Origin of the sequence: Streptomyces sp. NPDC059696 (assembly GCF_042733745.1) — a bacterium.
Lineage (GTDB): Bacteria > Actinomycetota > Actinomycetes > Streptomycetales > Streptomycetaceae > Streptomyces.
The window spans coordinates 125,204-138,936 of sequence record NZ_JBHWFG010000006.1 but is presented as its reverse complement, the minus strand read 5'-3'; the positions used below and the strand labels follow the sequence as shown (position 1 = coordinate 138,936).

General features: G+C 72.8%; 14 protein-coding genes. 9 read left to right on the top strand and 5 right to left on the bottom strand.

Annotation, left to right across the window (positions count from 1 at the left end; genetic code table 11):
* Positions 1 to 117: 117 nt before the first annotated feature.
* From ACFV20_RS08680 to ACFV20_RS08665, 4 genes are all read right to left on the bottom strand, one after another.
* The gene (locus tag ACFV20_RS08680; protein WP_385654014.1) at positions 118 to 741 is read right to left on the bottom strand and encodes a cytochrome b/b6 domain-containing protein; all 624 of its coding nucleotides are present in this window, start codon (positions 739 to 741) and stop codon (positions 118 to 120) included.
* On the bottom strand, positions 725 to 1,450 hold the full coding sequence (locus ACFV20_RS08675) for a molybdopterin-dependent oxidoreductase (RefSeq protein ID WP_385654312.1): 726 nt from the start codon (positions 1,448 to 1,450) through the stop codon (positions 725 to 727). The genes ACFV20_RS08680 and ACFV20_RS08675 overlap by 17 nt, the downstream gene beginning before the upstream one ends.
* A gap of 111 nt (positions 1,451 to 1,561) precedes the next feature.
* On the bottom strand, positions 1,562 to 3,097 hold the full coding sequence (locus tag ACFV20_RS08670) for an APC family permease (RefSeq protein ID WP_385654012.1): 1,536 nt from the start codon (positions 3,095 to 3,097) through the stop codon (positions 1,562 to 1,564).
* Between the two features lie 32 nt (positions 3,098 to 3,129).
* Positions 3,130 to 4,080, bottom strand: a complete 951-nt coding sequence (locus tag ACFV20_RS08665) for a hypothetical protein (protein WP_385654010.1) — start codon at positions 4,078 to 4,080, stop codon at positions 3,130 to 3,132.
* Between the two features lie 363 nt (positions 4,081 to 4,443).
* On the opposite strand from ACFV20_RS08665, the gene ACFV20_RS08660 reads away from it, so the two are divergent.
* From ACFV20_RS08660 to ACFV20_RS08645, 4 genes are read left to right on the top strand one after another with little or no spacing between them, the layout of a single operon-like run.
* Entirely contained in the window at positions 4,444 to 5,349 is a 906-nt protein-coding gene (locus tag ACFV20_RS08660; RefSeq protein WP_385654008.1) for a DMT family transporter, read from the top strand.
* A gap of 45 nt (positions 5,350 to 5,394) precedes the next feature.
* Entirely contained in the window at positions 5,395 to 5,937 is a 543-nt protein-coding gene (locus ACFV20_RS08655; protein WP_385654006.1) for an NUDIX domain-containing protein, read from the top strand.
* A 10-nt stretch (positions 5,938 to 5,947) separates the two neighbouring features.
* Entirely contained in the window at positions 5,948 to 6,340 is a 393-nt protein-coding gene (locus tag ACFV20_RS08650) for a YidH family protein (protein ID WP_385654004.1), read from the top strand.
* On the top strand, positions 6,337 to 6,672 hold the full coding sequence (locus ACFV20_RS08645; RefSeq protein ID WP_385654002.1) for a DUF202 domain-containing protein: 336 nt from the start codon (positions 6,337 to 6,339) through the stop codon (positions 6,670 to 6,672). Before ACFV20_RS08650 ends, ACFV20_RS08645 begins: the two co-directional genes overlap by 4 nt.
* 166 nt (positions 6,673 to 6,838) lie before the next feature.
* On the opposite strand, the gene ACFV20_RS08640 is transcribed toward ACFV20_RS08645, so the two are convergent.
* Positions 6,839 to 7,792, bottom strand: a complete 954-nt coding sequence (locus tag ACFV20_RS08640; RefSeq protein WP_385653999.1) for an NADP-dependent oxidoreductase — start codon at positions 7,790 to 7,792, stop codon at positions 6,839 to 6,841.
* Positions 7,793 to 7,993: 201 nt separating this feature from the next.
* Here ACFV20_RS08640 and ACFV20_RS08635 point away from each other — a divergent pair, with 201 nt between their 5' ends.
* From ACFV20_RS08635 to ACFV20_RS08615, 5 genes are all read left to right on the top strand, one after another.
* Entirely contained in the window at positions 7,994 to 9,028 is a 1,035-nt protein-coding gene (locus ACFV20_RS08635) for a phosphotransferase family protein (RefSeq protein WP_385653996.1), read from the top strand.
* A gap of 5 nt (positions 9,029 to 9,033) precedes the next feature.
* Positions 9,034 to 10,248: an acyl-CoA dehydrogenase gene (locus tag ACFV20_RS08630; RefSeq protein WP_385653994.1), complete on the top strand. Its 1,215-nt coding sequence runs from the start codon at positions 9,034 to 9,036 to the stop codon at positions 10,246 to 10,248.
* A 364-nt stretch (positions 10,249 to 10,612) separates the two neighbouring features.
* Positions 10,613 to 12,229, top strand: coding sequence for a PP2C family protein-serine/threonine phosphatase (locus tag ACFV20_RS08625; protein ID WP_385653992.1), 1,617 nt, complete (start codon positions 10,613 to 10,615; stop codon positions 12,227 to 12,229).
* Entirely contained in the window at positions 12,226 to 13,335 is a 1,110-nt protein-coding gene (locus ACFV20_RS08620; protein ID WP_385653990.1) for a B12-binding domain-containing protein, read from the top strand. The genes ACFV20_RS08625 and ACFV20_RS08620 overlap by 4 nt, the downstream gene beginning before the upstream one ends.
* Positions 13,336 to 13,358: 23 nt before the next feature.
* Positions 13,359 to 13,721 (top strand): STAS domain-containing protein, encoded by a 363-nt coding sequence (locus ACFV20_RS08615; protein ID WP_385653988.1) that lies wholly within the window; start codon positions 13,359 to 13,361, stop codon positions 13,719 to 13,721.
* Positions 13,722 to 13,733 lie beyond the last annotated feature (12 nt).

The following is a 13,733-nucleotide window of genomic DNA, read 5'->3' as shown; positions in this document are numbered from 1 at the left end:
CCCGCGCCCCTGAAGGGTTGTGCGGGTGCGTTGCGGTGTTCGCGCAGTTCCCCGCGCCCCTGAAGGGTTGTGCGGGTGCGTTGCGGTGTTCGTGCAGTTCCTCGCGTCGCTGAAGACTCAAGGGCGCCACAAGGGGTGCTCTCGGTCTGCCCACTCTCTGCTCACCCTGCCCGTGCGCATGCCTCTTCTGGATTCCGGGTCTGCCAGGGCCATGCCGATGTGGCCGGCCAGGACGATGCCGATGGTGAGGGCCAGCCAGTCGTGGACGAAGGTGGCGCTGGTGCGCCAGAGCAGGGGGGTGAGGTGGGTGAACCACATCATCAGGCCCGTGGCGAGCATGACCAGCGTGGCGCCGGCGATCCAGGCGGCGTAGAGCTTCTGTCCGGCGTTGAACTTGGCCGCGGGACGCGACGCGGGGCGTTTGTCGCGGTGCAGGGCGGCGCGCAGCCAAGCGCGGTCGTGCGGGCCGAAGCGGTTGAGGCGGCCGAGGTCGGCGCGGAACGCCCGGGAGGCGAGGCCGGCCAGGACGGGGACGGGCAGGGCGAGGCCGGACCACTGGTGCACGGTGACGATCAGGTCGCGGCGGCCGACGAGTTCGGCGAGCTGCGGGACGTAGAGGCAGGCGGCCGTGGCGACGCAGACGCCCATCAGCGCGGCCGTGGTGCGGTGGATCCAGCGCTGTGCGGTGCTGAAGCGCCGGACCTTCGCCATGGTCGGGGGCGTGTCAGCTCGTAGGGTCATCGTCCCGTCCGTTCGAGCGGCCCACCCAGGCGTCGACGTCGTAGCCGCGCTCCTCCCAGTAGCCCGGCCGGACCTCGTCGGTGACGGTGATGCCGGAGAGCCACTTGGCGGACTTGTAGAAGTACATGGGGGCCACGTAGAGGCGGACCGGGCCGCCGTGGGAGTGGCCGAGGTCCTTGTCCTGCATGCGCAGGGCGACCAGGACGTCCGCGCGGCGGGCCTGGGCGAGGGTGAGGCTCTCGCTGTACGTGCCGTCGAAGCAGGTGAAGCGGATGGCCCTGGCCGTGGGGCGGACCCGGGCGGCGTCCAGGATCCGGGACAGGCGTACGCCCTCGAAGGGGGTGTCGGGGACGCGCCAGCCCGTGACGCACTGGACGTCGCGGACCATGCGGGTCTGGGGCAGGGCCCTGAGGTCGTCGAGGGTGTAGGTCGCGGGGCGCTCGACCAGGCCGTCCACGGTGAGGCGGTAACTGCCGGCGTTCTTGCGCGGGACGGACGAGGCGACCGAGTAGTAGCGGAAGCCGCCGCCGTTAGGGAGCAGGCCGGTCAGGCCGGTGGGGTCCTTGTCGGCCGCGCCGCCGAGGAAGCGCTCCAGGCCGCGTTGCAGCGGGGGCGCGGCGACCACGCCCGCGGCACCCAGAGCGAGGGTGCCGAGGAAGACACGGCGGCCGATCGGGGTGCCCCGCTCTTCGGGGTGCTCGTCATTCACACCCGGGTGTACGTCGTCGTTCACGTATTCATTCGAACACCCGCGGTCCCGGTACGACAGGGATCGCGGGTGCCCGTCAGACTTCCGTCACCACTTCTTGGGCGGGGCGCGTCAGGAGGAGGCCGCCTTGTCGAGCTGGAACGCCTCGTTGCCGAGGCCGATCCGGGCGTGCTTCTCGGGGGCACGGGCGCGCAGCACCAGGCCGAGGGCCACGCCGGCGAGCGCGGCGAGGCCGATGATGCCGGGCAGCACCCAGCTCAGTGAGGAGTCGGGGCCGGCGCCGACCAGCACCTCGAAGTCCTTCACCGTGTAGGCGGCGATCACCAGCAGGGCGAGGCCCGCCAGGGCGGAGGTGACCAGCCGCCAGGCCTGGGCGCCGGCGGCGCCGCGGCGGACGAAGAAGACGACGACCGACAGGGACGCCACCGCCATCAGCACGATCACGCCGAGGGCGCCGATGTTGCCGAACCAGGTGAACAGGTGCAGGACGGGTGCGGTGGGGTCGCCGACCGGCTTGTCGTCGGTGATCGCGAAGGCGGCCACGACCAGCACGGCCACGACGGTCTGGAGCAGCGAGCCGGTGCCCGGGGCGCCGCTGCTGCCGCTGGTGCGGCCGAAGGCGGCGGGCAGCAGGCCTTCGCGGCCCATGGCGAAGGCGTAGCGGGCGACGACGTTGTGGAAGCTGAGCAGGGCGGCGAACATGCCGGTGACGAAGAGGACGTGCAACAGGTCCGTGAAGGTGCCGCCGAGGCGGGACTCGGTGAGGAAGAACAGCAGCCCGGCGCTCTGCTTTCGGGCCGCCCCGACGATGGCGCCGGGGCCGGTGGCGACGGTGAGGGCCCAGCTGCTCAGCGCGAAGAAGACGGCGACGCCGCCGACGGCGAGGAACATCACGCGCGGCACCAGGACGTGCGGCCGGCTGGTCTCCTCGGCGTAGACGGGGGCCTGCTCGAAGCCGAGGAACGCGGCGATGCAGAAGCACAGCGCGGTGCCGACACCGGCGCCGGTGAGGGTGTCGGGGTTGAAGGCGTGCAGCGACACGCCCTCCGTGCCGGGGTCGGTCAGGGCCGCGACGTCGAAGATCACGACCAGGAGCACCTCGATGACGAGCAGCACACCGAGGACGCGGGCGTTGACGTCGATCTTGAGCCAGCCGAGCAGTCCGACGGCGAGCGCGGCCACGAGCGCCGGTATCCACCAGGCGATCTCCACATCGGCGTAGGTGGCGAGGAGCCCGGAGACCTCGAAGCCGAAGATGCCGTAGATGCCGACCTGGAGCGCGTTGTAGGCGACGAGGGCCACCAGCGCCGCGCCCGCGCCCGCGGTGGCGCCGAGACCGCGGGATATGTAGGCGTAGAAGGCGCCCGCGTTGTGGACGTGGCGGCTCATCTCGGCGTATCCGACGCTGAAGAGGATCAGGACGACGCCGAGAAGGACGAAGAGCAGCGGCTGGCCGACGATGCCCATCACCGCGTATGTGGTGGGCATGACACCCGCGACGACCATGAGGGGGGCGGTCGCCGCGAGGACGGAAAGGAGCAGTCCGCCGGTGCCGAGCCGGTCGGCCCGCAGGGCGCGCTCCTGCCCCTTGAACGTACTGATGCCGCCGGGGGCGGACGGGCTCGTTCTCGAACTGTCGGTGGTCATCGGGGGAGCGTCCTCACTGTCGGGGCGGGGGGTCAGGCCGTGCCGAGCGCGGCGGCGCGGGCGGCGGTGAAGGCGGTGTGCGGGTCCCGGTCCGGGTACGACCAGGGAGCAGGTGTGGCGTACCGGCCGATCCGGTGGAAGAGGGCGGCGGCCTCGGCGCCCCGCCCCTCGCAGAACTTGGCGTGGGCGAGGAAGTTCAGGTCGATCAGCCGCCGGGGGTGCCCCTCCAGCTCCCACTCCAGCCACCAGTCGAAGGCGGCCTTCATGACCTGCCGGGCGCGGCGGCCCGCCCAGTGGCCGGAGGCCGCCGGGTCGGCCGTCTCGTGCCCGGCGGCGGCCAGCACGCGGTAGCGCTCGGCGTGCGCGATCACCGGCAGGATCGCGAGCGGTGAGTCGGCGGGTGCCTGTTCGGCGGCCCAGTTGGCGAAGTCGTAGACCTCGTGCAGCGGGTCCGGGCCGGCCTCGGTGCGGCGGCCGGCGAGCCGGGCGACCATCAGATGGTGGGCGTGGTGGTGGTCGGAGTACCGGCCGCGGACCGCCTCGAAGCCGCGGACGGCGTCCTGGTCGCCGCCGAGCGCGCACTCCAGCATGAGCAGGCCGAGCCAGGGAGTGGGGTCGGCGGGGGCCAGGTCCGCGGCGGTCCGGCACGCCTCACGGGCGCGGTCGGGCTTGGCCTTGCCGTGCAGGGCGCGCCTGACCTGGGCGAGCGCGAGCAGGACGGAGGCGTCGGCGGACTCGGGTTCGGCGAGCAGCCACTCCCGGGCCCACGCGGCGCAGGAGGGCTCGCGGGCGAGGACGGTGACCCGGTGGCCGCGCCGGTCCCAGTCGTCCCCGGTGTGCACCAGCAGGGAACGGGCGTTCTGCCAGCGGCCCTGCGCCAGTGCGGCACGCGCGGTCATGAGGTCCGCGTCGTCGAGGGCCTCGTCGAAGGCGTGCGCCGCACGTCTGCGGCCACGGCCGAGGGGAGGCGGGGGTGGGGGCACCGCGGGACTTCCTCACGCGCTCTTCTGGTGTTTCGGCTCACGGCGGCAGAGGAGCGCGTGTGTGCGCTTCGCCATGAACTGATCACACACAGCCAACCCTCAGCCAACGGTTGCCGTCAAGAGCCGTAGGTGCCTTACACGCGTCAACTGGCGTGAATCGTGAGGGGCTTGTGATGCACGAGGCCTGTGGGGCCGGCGTGAATGGCATCCGTTTTATCCGTTACGTCCAATGTGATGCAGGTCATAGCGCGGCCCGGAGCCGCCCCTCACGATGGCATGACGTACGGGCGCGCCGGGTGGCGCCGGCCGGTACAGTCGGCCCCTACGCAACCGTGACCCGACCTGACGATCGAGGTACACCGCGTGTCGGTTCTAGTTCTGGCGCTCGCCCTGGGTGCCGCCTGCTGTCTCGGCTTCGGCTTCGTGCTGCAGCAGAACGCGGCCCAGCGGGCACCGTTGAGCGACTTCCTCTCCTTCCGCCTGCTGATCGACCTCGTGAAGGTGCCCCGCTGGCTCGGCGGCATCGCGCTGATGGTGGTCGGCATGGGGCTGGGCGCGGCCGCCCTGGGACAGGGTGAGCTCTCCCTGGTCGAACCGCTGCTGGCGACGAACCTGCTGTTCGCGCTCGCGCTCTCCCGCAGACAGAGCCGGCAGCCGCTGGGCCGCCAGGGCTGGGCGGGCCTCGTGCTGCTGGCCGGCGGAGTGACCGCGTTCATCGTGGCGGGCCGGCCGGAGGGCGGGGCCGCGACGGCCGGCCCCGTGCGCCAGTGGGTGATCATCGGGGTCATGATCGGCCTCGCCCTGCTGCTCACGACCCGCGGCAAACGGTCCCGGCTGAGCTCCGGCCCGGTGCTGCTGGCCCTCGCCGCCGGGCTGCTGTACGGCGTGCAGGACGCGCTGACCCGGGTCAGCGGGCAGAAGGTCTCCGACGGCGGCTTCGCCGAGCTGCTCACCGGCTGGGAGCCGTACGCGGTGCTCGCGCTGGGCGTCACGGGGCTGGTCCTGGTGCAGAGCGCGTTCGAGACCGCCTCCCTGCGCAAGTCGCTGCCCGCCCTGACCGCGGCGCAGCCCCTCGCCGGGATCGTCTGCGGCGTCGGGTTCCTCGGCGACCGGCTGCGCACCGACGCGATGGCCCTGAGCTGGGAGGCCGGTGGTCTGCTGGCCGTGGTCGCCGGGATCGTGCTGCTCGGCATGCACCCGGCGATGCCGTGCGGGGCCCCCGAGCGCGCCCGGGTGACCGCCCCCGCGGTGAGCCCGGCCTCGCCCTGACGTGCCCCGCCGCGCGGTGCTCGCGTGCCCTGCTTGGATGAGGGCATGAGCGCTGCTGACGAGATCCTCGACGTCGTCGACGACAACGACCGGGTCGTCGGGCGGGCCCCGCGCGGCGAGGTCTACGCCCGGGGCCTGCGCCACCGCTGTGTGTTCATCCAGGCCCGCGACGCAGGGGGCCGGATCTTCGTGCACCGGCGCACCGCGACCAAGCTGGTCTTCCCCTCCCTGTACGACATGTTCGTCGGCGGGGTCGTCGGCGCGGGCGAGTCCTACGACGCGGCGGCCCTGCGGGAGGCCGAGGAGGAACTGGGCGTGACCGGCCTGCCCCGGCCGCGGCACCTCTTCACGTTCCTCTACGACGACGGCTCCGGCCGGAGCTGGTGGTCGGCGGTCTACGAGGTGCGCTGCGAGCTCCCCGTGCGGCCCCAGGCCGAGGAGGTGGCCTGGCACGCCTTCCTGCCCGACGCCGAGGTCGAGCGGCGGCTGGGCGACTGGGAGTGGGTGCCGGACGGGCTGGCCGCGTACGAGCGGCTCAAGGCGTTCGGGGCGGCGGGCGCAACCGGGCGGGACGGGGCTCCCGGGTAGGGTCGCGCACGTGATCGAGTTCGTACGGAACGTCCGGTTGTGGTTCGCGCCCGCGGAGATCCGGGAGGACGGCCAGACGCCCGACTACCGGTTCTCGCTGGCGAACGAACGCACCTTCCTGGCCTGGGTGCGCACCGCGCTCGCGCTGATCGGCGGCGGCTTCGCGGTGGACCAGTTCCTGCCGGACCTGCGCTGGGCCTGGCGTGCCGGGCTGGCGCTCGCGCTGCTGGCCGCGGGCGTGCTGTGCTCCCTGCGGGCGGTCAACCACTGGGTGCGCTGCGAGCGGGCCATGCGCCGGGGTGAGGACCTGCCGGTCTCCCGGTTCCCGGCGGTGCTGAGTCTCGTCGTCGCGGTCGTGGCCGTCGCCATGGTCGTGGTGGTGGTCGTGGGGTGGGAGGGGTGAGCGGGCCCGTCCCCGGGCGGCGGGACCCCGGCCGTGATCCCGGGCTGCAGCCCGAGCGGACCCGGCTCGCGTGGCGGCGTACGACGCTGTCGGGCACGGTCGTCGCGGTGCTGGCGGTGAAGGCGGCGCTGCACGGCGGGACCTCCGCGACCGGGATCGTCGTCTGTGCCGTGTGCTGTGTGCTCTGGCTGGGCTTCCTGAGCGTCGCCCACCGGCGCATCCGCACCCTCGCGACGACCCCGAGTCCCGCGGCGTTCACCCCACGGCACGCGGCGGCCGCGGTGCTGTGCACGGTGGCGATGGCGGTGTGCGGAGCGGCCCTCGTGCTCTGACTCGGTCCGGCGCACCGTCCCGCTCGGACGTCGGCCCCAAGCGCGTTGAAGACGTCGGTCCCACGCGTTGAAGTCGTCAGTCCCACGCGTTGAAGAGGACCCCACCCACGGGGCTCATTCTGCCCGGGAGATGCCCGGCCGAGGTCTCGGGTGCGCCGCGAGGACTCTAGGACGGTGTCTCGCCCTCGCTCTCCCAGTCCACCGTCACGACGATCTTGCCGCGGGTGCGGCCCTCCTCGTTCAGGCGGTGAGCGTCGGCCGCCCGTTCCAGGGGGAACACCTCGTCGACGTGCACGCTGATCACGCCCTGTTCGGCGAGGTCGGACAGGTGCTGGAGGTCCTGGGCGTCGGGGCGGACGAAGTAGTAGCGGCCGCCGTAGGTCACGACGTCGTTGTCGGCGATCGAGGTCAGGCGGCCCTCGGGCGCCAGCAGGTTCGCCGACACCTTCAGGGCGTCGCCGCCGACGGTGTCGAACACCGCGTCCACACCCTCCGGGGCCAGTCCCCGCACCCGCTCGCCCAGGCCCTCGCCGTACACCACCGGCTCCCCGCCCAGGCCCCGCACGAAGTCGTGGTTGGACTCGCTCGCCGTACCGATGACCCGGGCGCCGAGGTGGACGGCGAGCTGGACGGCGATCGAGCCGACGCCTCCGGCCGCGGCGTGCACCAGCACGGTCTCGCCCCGCCTCACCCGCAGCACCTTCGACAGCACCTGGTGAGCGGTGAGGCCGGCCAGCGGCAGCCCGGCCGCCTGCTCGAAGGAGAGGTTGCGCGGCTTGCGCGCGAGCGTGCGCACGGGTGCGGCCACGTACTCGGCGAAGGTGCCGCGGGAGAGGAAGTCCTCACGGACGTAGCCGATGACCTCGTCCCCGACGCCGAACTCCGGGACGGCCACACCCGGCCGCACGACCACGCCCGAGACGTCCCAGCCGGGCACCACGGGGAACACGGGGTCGAGGATGCCGTCGAGGTACCCCTCGCGGCACTTCCAGTCGACGGGGTTCACGGCCGCCGCCCGCACCTTGACCAGCACCGCGTCCGGGCCGACCTTCGGATCACGGACCTCCCCGAACGCCAGTACCTCGGGACCGCCGTACCGTGAGTAGCTGATGGCCTTCATGGCTCCGACCTTCCGGGGTCGCCGCACGACACGCAAGCCGGATGACCTGAACGAAGCGGGCGGGGACCTCCCCGGGCTCCTCGCGGGAGAAGGGGTCGGCCTATCGTGGCTCCGATCACGTTTCGGTCCGGCTCTGGACGACATACCGACCGGTCGGCATCATAAGGCGGAGACCTGTTCACCTGCCCGTAGGAGCCACGTATGAGCCCCGACCACCCGCCCGGACTCGACCTCGAACGGTTGCGCGACCTGCTCGAGCGCGAGCGGCCCGGTCTGGTGAACGGCCCGCTGTCCGGCCGGCTGATCGAGGGCGGACGGTCGAACCTCACCTACGCGCTCTCCGACGGCACGTCCCGGTGGGTCGTGCGCCGCCCCCCGCTCGGCCACGTCCTGGCCACCGCGCACGACATGAAGCGCGAGCACCGGGTGATCAGCGCGCTGCACCCGACCGCCGTACCGGTCCCGCAGCCGGTGCTGCTGTGCGAGGACGAGGAGGTGCTCGGAGCGCCCTTCTACGTCATGGAGTTCGTCGACGGCACGCCCTACCGCACCGCCGACCAGCTCGCCCCGATCGGTGCGGAGCGGACCCGGGGTGCGGTGCTGAACCTCGTCGACACGCTGGTGGAGCTGCACGCGGTCGACCCGGGCGAGGTGGGTCTCGCCGACTTCGGACGGCCCGAGGGCTTCCTGGACCGGCAGCTGCGGCGCTGGGGCAAGCAGCTGGACGCCTCCCGCAACCGCGACCTGGACGGCATCGACGAGCTGCACGCCGCCCTCGGGCGCGAACTGCCCCACTCCCCCGCCCCGGCCGTCGTGCACGGCGACTACCGGCTCGACAACGTGCTGATCGGCGCGGACGACCGGATCAAGGCGATCCTCGACTGGGAGATGTCGACGCTGGGCGACCCGCTCACCGACCTCGGTCTGCTGGTGATGTACAGCATGCCGCTCGGCATGCCCGACTCCCCCGTCTCCACCACCGCCGAGGCGCCCGGGCACCCGGCCCCGTCGGAACTCATCGAGCGGTACGCCGCGCGGTCGGGGCGCGACGTCTCCGCGGTCGCCTGGTACACGGCCTTCGCCTGGTTCAAGCTCGCCGTGATCCTCGAGGGCATCCACTACCGCTACACCCTGGGCCAGACGGTCGGGCGCGGCTTCGACCGCATCGGCGACCTCGTCCCCGTCTTCGTCCGGCACGGACTGACCACGCTCCACGCAGGCCTCCAGGAGGGCTGATCCACATGGACTTCGCTTTCGACGCGCGCACCGAAGAGCTGCGCGCCAAACTCCTCGCCTTCATGGACGAGCACGTCTACCCGGCCGAGGCCGTCGCGCACGAGCAGCGGGAGCGGCTCGACTCGCCGTGGGAGACCGTGCCCGTGGTCGAGGAACTGAAGGCCGAGGCCCGCAGGCAGGGCCTGTGGAACCTCTTCCTGCCGGACTCCGAGTACGGGGCGGGGCTCACCAACCTCCAGTACGCTCCGCTCGCCGAGATCATGGGCCGCTCCCCGCAGCTGGCGCCGACGGTGACGAACTGCGCGGCGCCCGACACCGGGAACATGGAGGTGCTCACCCAGTTCGGCGACGAGCAGCAGCGCAAGCAGTGGCTGGAGCCGCTGCTGGCCGGCGAGATCCGCTCGGCGTTCGCGATGACCGAGCCGGACGTGGCCTCCTCGGACGCCACCAACATCACCACGCACATCGAGCGGGACGGCGACGAGTACGTCATCACCGGCCGCAAGTGGTACATCTCCGGGGCGATGCACCCCGACTGCAAGATCTTCATCGTGATGGGCAAGACCGACCCCGGCGGGGAGGACATCCGCCGCCAGCAGTCGATGGTGCTGGTGCCGCGCGACACCCCCGGCGTCACGATCAAGCGGGCCATGCAGGTCTTCGGGTACGAGGACCACTACCACGGCGGCCACGCCGAGGTGATCTTCGACCACGCGCGCGTGCCGGTGTCGAACCTGATCGGCGAGGAGGGCGGCGGCTTCGCCATCGCGCAGGCGCGACTCGGCCCCGGGCGCATCCACCACTGCATGCGGCTGATCGGCATGGCGGAGCGGGCCATCGAGCTGATGTGCCGGCGGGCGGTGTCCCGGAACGCGTTCGGCAAGTCGCTGGCGCAGCAGGGCGTGGTCCACAACTGGATCGCGGACGCCCGGGTGACGGTGGAACAGTTGCGGCTGCTGGTGCTGAAGACCGCGTGGCTGATGGACACGGTGGGCAATCGAGGCGCGCACACCGAGATCCAGTCGATCAAGATCGCCACGCCGCGGGCGGTGGTGGACATCCTCGACCGCGCGATCCAGCTGCACGGTGCCGGTGGGGTCAGCCAGGACTTCCCGCTGGCGGAGCTGTACGCGGGGGCGCGGACGCTGATGATCGCGGACGGGCCGGACGAGGTGCACCAGCGGTCGCTGGCGCGGCGGGAGCTGAAGCGGTACCTGTGACGCGGCGCGGGCGGCGGGGGTGCGTACCTCCGCCGCTCCGCTTCCCCCGGCCTCTACTCCCCGGCCTCTACTCCCCGGCCTCTACTCCCCGGCCTCTACTCCCCGGCTTCGAGGAGGGGCCGCCCCTCTTGAAGAGGGCCCGCCTCTGTTGTGAGCGAGGTGTGAAACATCGCACGGTCTCATGACCGGCCGTAGGGGTACGAAGGCCGTTTCGGGTGGTTTCGCACGCTGAAGCCGCTCCTTGTCGCACTGGGGGCGAGTCCGGTGGTTGCACCACACACCCGGACTGCGGGACTGTGCACCGAGACAGTCCACGTTCGTCTTCGCAGAGTGAGGTGTGGGTCACGCGTAGGGGCCCCCGTACATGACTTCTTCCCCGGCCAGGCCCCGCACCGGTGCGCTGAGCACCGTGAGCGTCGCCGCCGCCCCCTGCCCGGTGGTGGTGCTGGACGCGGACGGCCACGTCGTGGAACTCAACGACGCGGCCCTCGCCCTGTTGCCCGCCGCCCGTGCCGGGCAGCCGCTGGTCTCCCCTGCCTGGCTGGCCACCGCCGACCGCACCCGGCCGGAGCCCGTCGCCGGGGAGGTGGGCGACCGGTCGTTCTCGGCGCACCCGTCCCTCCTGGCGGACGGCCGGACGGTGTGGTGGCTGCTGGAGGAGACCGCCTACCGCTCGGCGCTCGCGGAGCTGGAGGCCGAGCGGAGCCGCACCCGCTTCCTCACCGACGCCTCCAGCGCGCTGCTGGCCTCGCTGAACCTGGAGCGGTCCATGGAGGTGACGGCACGCCTCGCCACCGCGCACCTGGCCGACGCTGCGCTGGTCATCGCCCCCACCTCCGCAAGGACCCTGTCGAGGGTCTCCTGCGACCACCGGGGCGCGCTGACGCGCAGCATCCTGACCGAGGCACCGGACACCGTGCCGGGCCTCGCCGAGGCGCTGCGGGGCTTCCCTCCGGTGCCCTCGCGGTGGATAGACCCGGCGACCGCCCCGGACTGGCTGGTCCCGCCGGGCTTCGGCGAGGTCGGCTCGCTGGTGATCACACCGCTCCCGGGCCTGGGCGTTCCGGCCGGGGCGCTGGTCCTGCTGCGCCGGGCGCAGCAGGACGCGTTCACCGAGGCGGAGGAGTCACTGGCCGGGCTGTTCGCCGCCCGGGCCGGTGCGGCGATGTCGGCCGCCCGCCTCTACGCGGAACAGAACTCGATCTCCGACACCCTCATGCGCGAGCTCCTGCCGCCCACCCTGCGGCAGACGGAGGGCGTGGAGTTCGCGGGCGGCTACCGGGCCAGCGAGGACACCGAACGCATCGGTGGCGACTTCTACGACGTCCACCCGCCCACCGAGGACTCCCCCGAGACCTTCGCGGTGCTGGGCGACGTGGCCGGCAAGGGGCTGGAAGCGGCGGTGCTGACCGGCAAGATCCGCAACGCCCTGCACGCGCTGCTGCCGATGGCCGAGGACCACGCCCGGATGCTGCGCCTGGTGAACAACGCCATGCGGACCAGCCACCACACCCGGTTCGCCACGCTCGTGATGGCGTCGGTGCACCGGGAGGAGCGCGAGGTCGTGCTGCGGCTCACGTCGGCCGGGCATCCCGCGCCGCTGATCATCCGGCGGGACGGCACCGTGGAGGAGGCCGACACGCGCGGCACCCTCATCGGCGTCCTGCCGACCGTCACCTCCCGCACCGCGCGGGTCCGCCTCGCCCCCGGGGAGACCTGCCTGCTGTTCACCGACGGTGTCACCGAGGCCCGGGGCGGCCCGCTGGGCGACACCATGTTCGGCGACCGGCGCCTCAGACGCGCCGCGGCCGAGTGCGCCGGCATGCCGGCGGAGGCGGTGGTGGAACGCGTCCAGATGGTCACCTCGCAGTGGATCGGCGACGGACGCCACGACGACATCGCGGTCCTGGCCATCACCGCACCCCGCGGCGCCCACCTCAGCGCGGTGGACGGCGCGACCCGGGGCAGGTACACCGCATGACCGGGCATCTCACCGCACACACGGACGGGCCGGGCCGCCACGACGTGGACGGCAGCCTCGCCGCACCGCCCCGTGACGACGACGGGGCGGTTCCCTGGGCGGACAAGCTGTGGACGGCCGTCCGGGCGGCGGACGAGTACGCGGCCGTCGACGTCGTCACCGACGCCCTGGCCGCGGGACTGGGCCCCGAGTCGGTGCTGCTGGACGTGATCGGCGCGGTGCAGCGCAAGGTCGGCGCCGAGTGGGCGGCCAACCGCATGAGCGTGGCCGACGAGCACGCCGCCACCGCCATCAACGACCGGGTCATCGCCGTCCTGCCGGCCCGGCGCCCGGCGGACAGCCGGGGCCGGATCACGGTCGCCTGCGTGGACCAGGAGTGGCACGCCCTGCCCGCGCGGCTGGTGTCCGAGACGCTGCGGCTGCGCGGCTGGCAGGTGGACTACCTCGGGGCGCAGGTCCCCACCGCCCACCTGATCGGCCACATCCACCGCACCGGACCGGACGCGGTGTGCCTGTCGAGCTCGCTGCCCACCCGGCTGCCTCTCGCGCACAGCGCCATCACCGCCGTCCAGGCCGCCGGCACCCCGGTCATGGCCGGTGGCCTCGCCTTCGGTGCCGACGGACGCTACGCCCGCCTGCTGGGCGCCGACGCGTGGGCTCCCGACGCGCGCGCGGCCGCCGACCGGCTGGCTGCCGGTCCCCTGAGCCGGCCGACGCCCGCCCACCAGGCGGCCGACGACCTGCCGCATCTGCGCGACCAGGAATACACGCTCGTCGCGAAGTCCTCGACCCGTCTGGTGCGCGACACCTTCGGGTCGCTGGAGCAGCGCTTCCCCGCGATGCGGGACTACAGCGACGAGCAGCGTGAGCGCACCGCCGAGGACATCGCCCACATCGTCGCCTTCCTGACGGCCGCGCTGTACGTGGACGCCGACGACGTCTTCGGCGACTTCCTCGTCTGGACCGCCGAGGTGCTCAGCGCACGCGGCGTGCCGGCGCGCTCGCTGCTGCCCTGCCTGGACCTGCTGAAGGAGCAGCTGCACGACTTCCCCCGCGCCTGCCGGCTCCTGGACGCCGGGCGCACCGCGCTCACCCCTCGCCCCTGACCCCAACCTGCTGGACGAAACACGTGACCTCCTCCCTCGGCTCCGGCCCGCACACCGTGCGGCTGGCTCTCACCGGCGATCTGGACTACGACACCTGCGCGGAACTGCTCCAGCGGGTGCGGGCGGCTCTGGAGGGCCGCGTGGACGTCGGGGAACTGCGCCTGGACTGCGGGCGGCTGGGGCTGGTCGACTCCATGGGGCTGTCGACCCTGCTGCAGATCCACCGCGTCGCCTGCCGGGACGGCATCGCCTTCCACCTGGACGAGGTCGGCCCGGCGCTGCGGCGCCTGCTGGAACTCACCGGCACCTACGAGTACCTGACGACGCCCCAGCAGTCCCGGCAGCGGTCCGAGCCGTCGGCGGAGAGCAGCCACGGCCGTACCTGAGCCGGGGCGCCG

Coding starts and splice junctions, on each gene's coding strand:
- ACFV20_RS08635 (WP_385653996.1), top strand. CDS start 7,994: ATGAGCCCCGACCACCCGCCCGGACTCGACCTCGAACGGTTGCGCGAC.
- ACFV20_RS08640 (WP_385653999.1), bottom strand. CDS start 7,792: ATGAAGGCCATCAGCTACTCACGGTACGGCGGTCCCGAGGTACTGGCG.
- ACFV20_RS08630 (WP_385653994.1), top strand. CDS start 9,034: ATGGACTTCGCTTTCGACGCGCGCACCGAAGAGCTGCGCGCCAAACTC.
- ACFV20_RS08670 (WP_385654012.1), bottom strand. CDS start 3,097: ATGACCACCGACAGTTCGAGAACGAGCCCGTCCGCCCCCGGCGGCATC.
- ACFV20_RS08625 (WP_385653992.1), top strand. CDS start 10,613: ATGACTTCTTCCCCGGCCAGGCCCCGCACCGGTGCGCTGAGCACCGTG.
- ACFV20_RS08655 (WP_385654006.1), top strand. CDS start 5,395: ATGAGCGCTGCTGACGAGATCCTCGACGTCGTCGACGACAACGACCGG.
- ACFV20_RS08680 (WP_385654014.1), bottom strand. CDS start 741: ATGACCCTACGAGCTGACACGCCCCCGACCATGGCGAAGGTCCGGCGC.
- ACFV20_RS08620 (WP_385653990.1), top strand. CDS start 12,226: ATGACCGGGCATCTCACCGCACACACGGACGGGCCGGGCCGCCACGAC.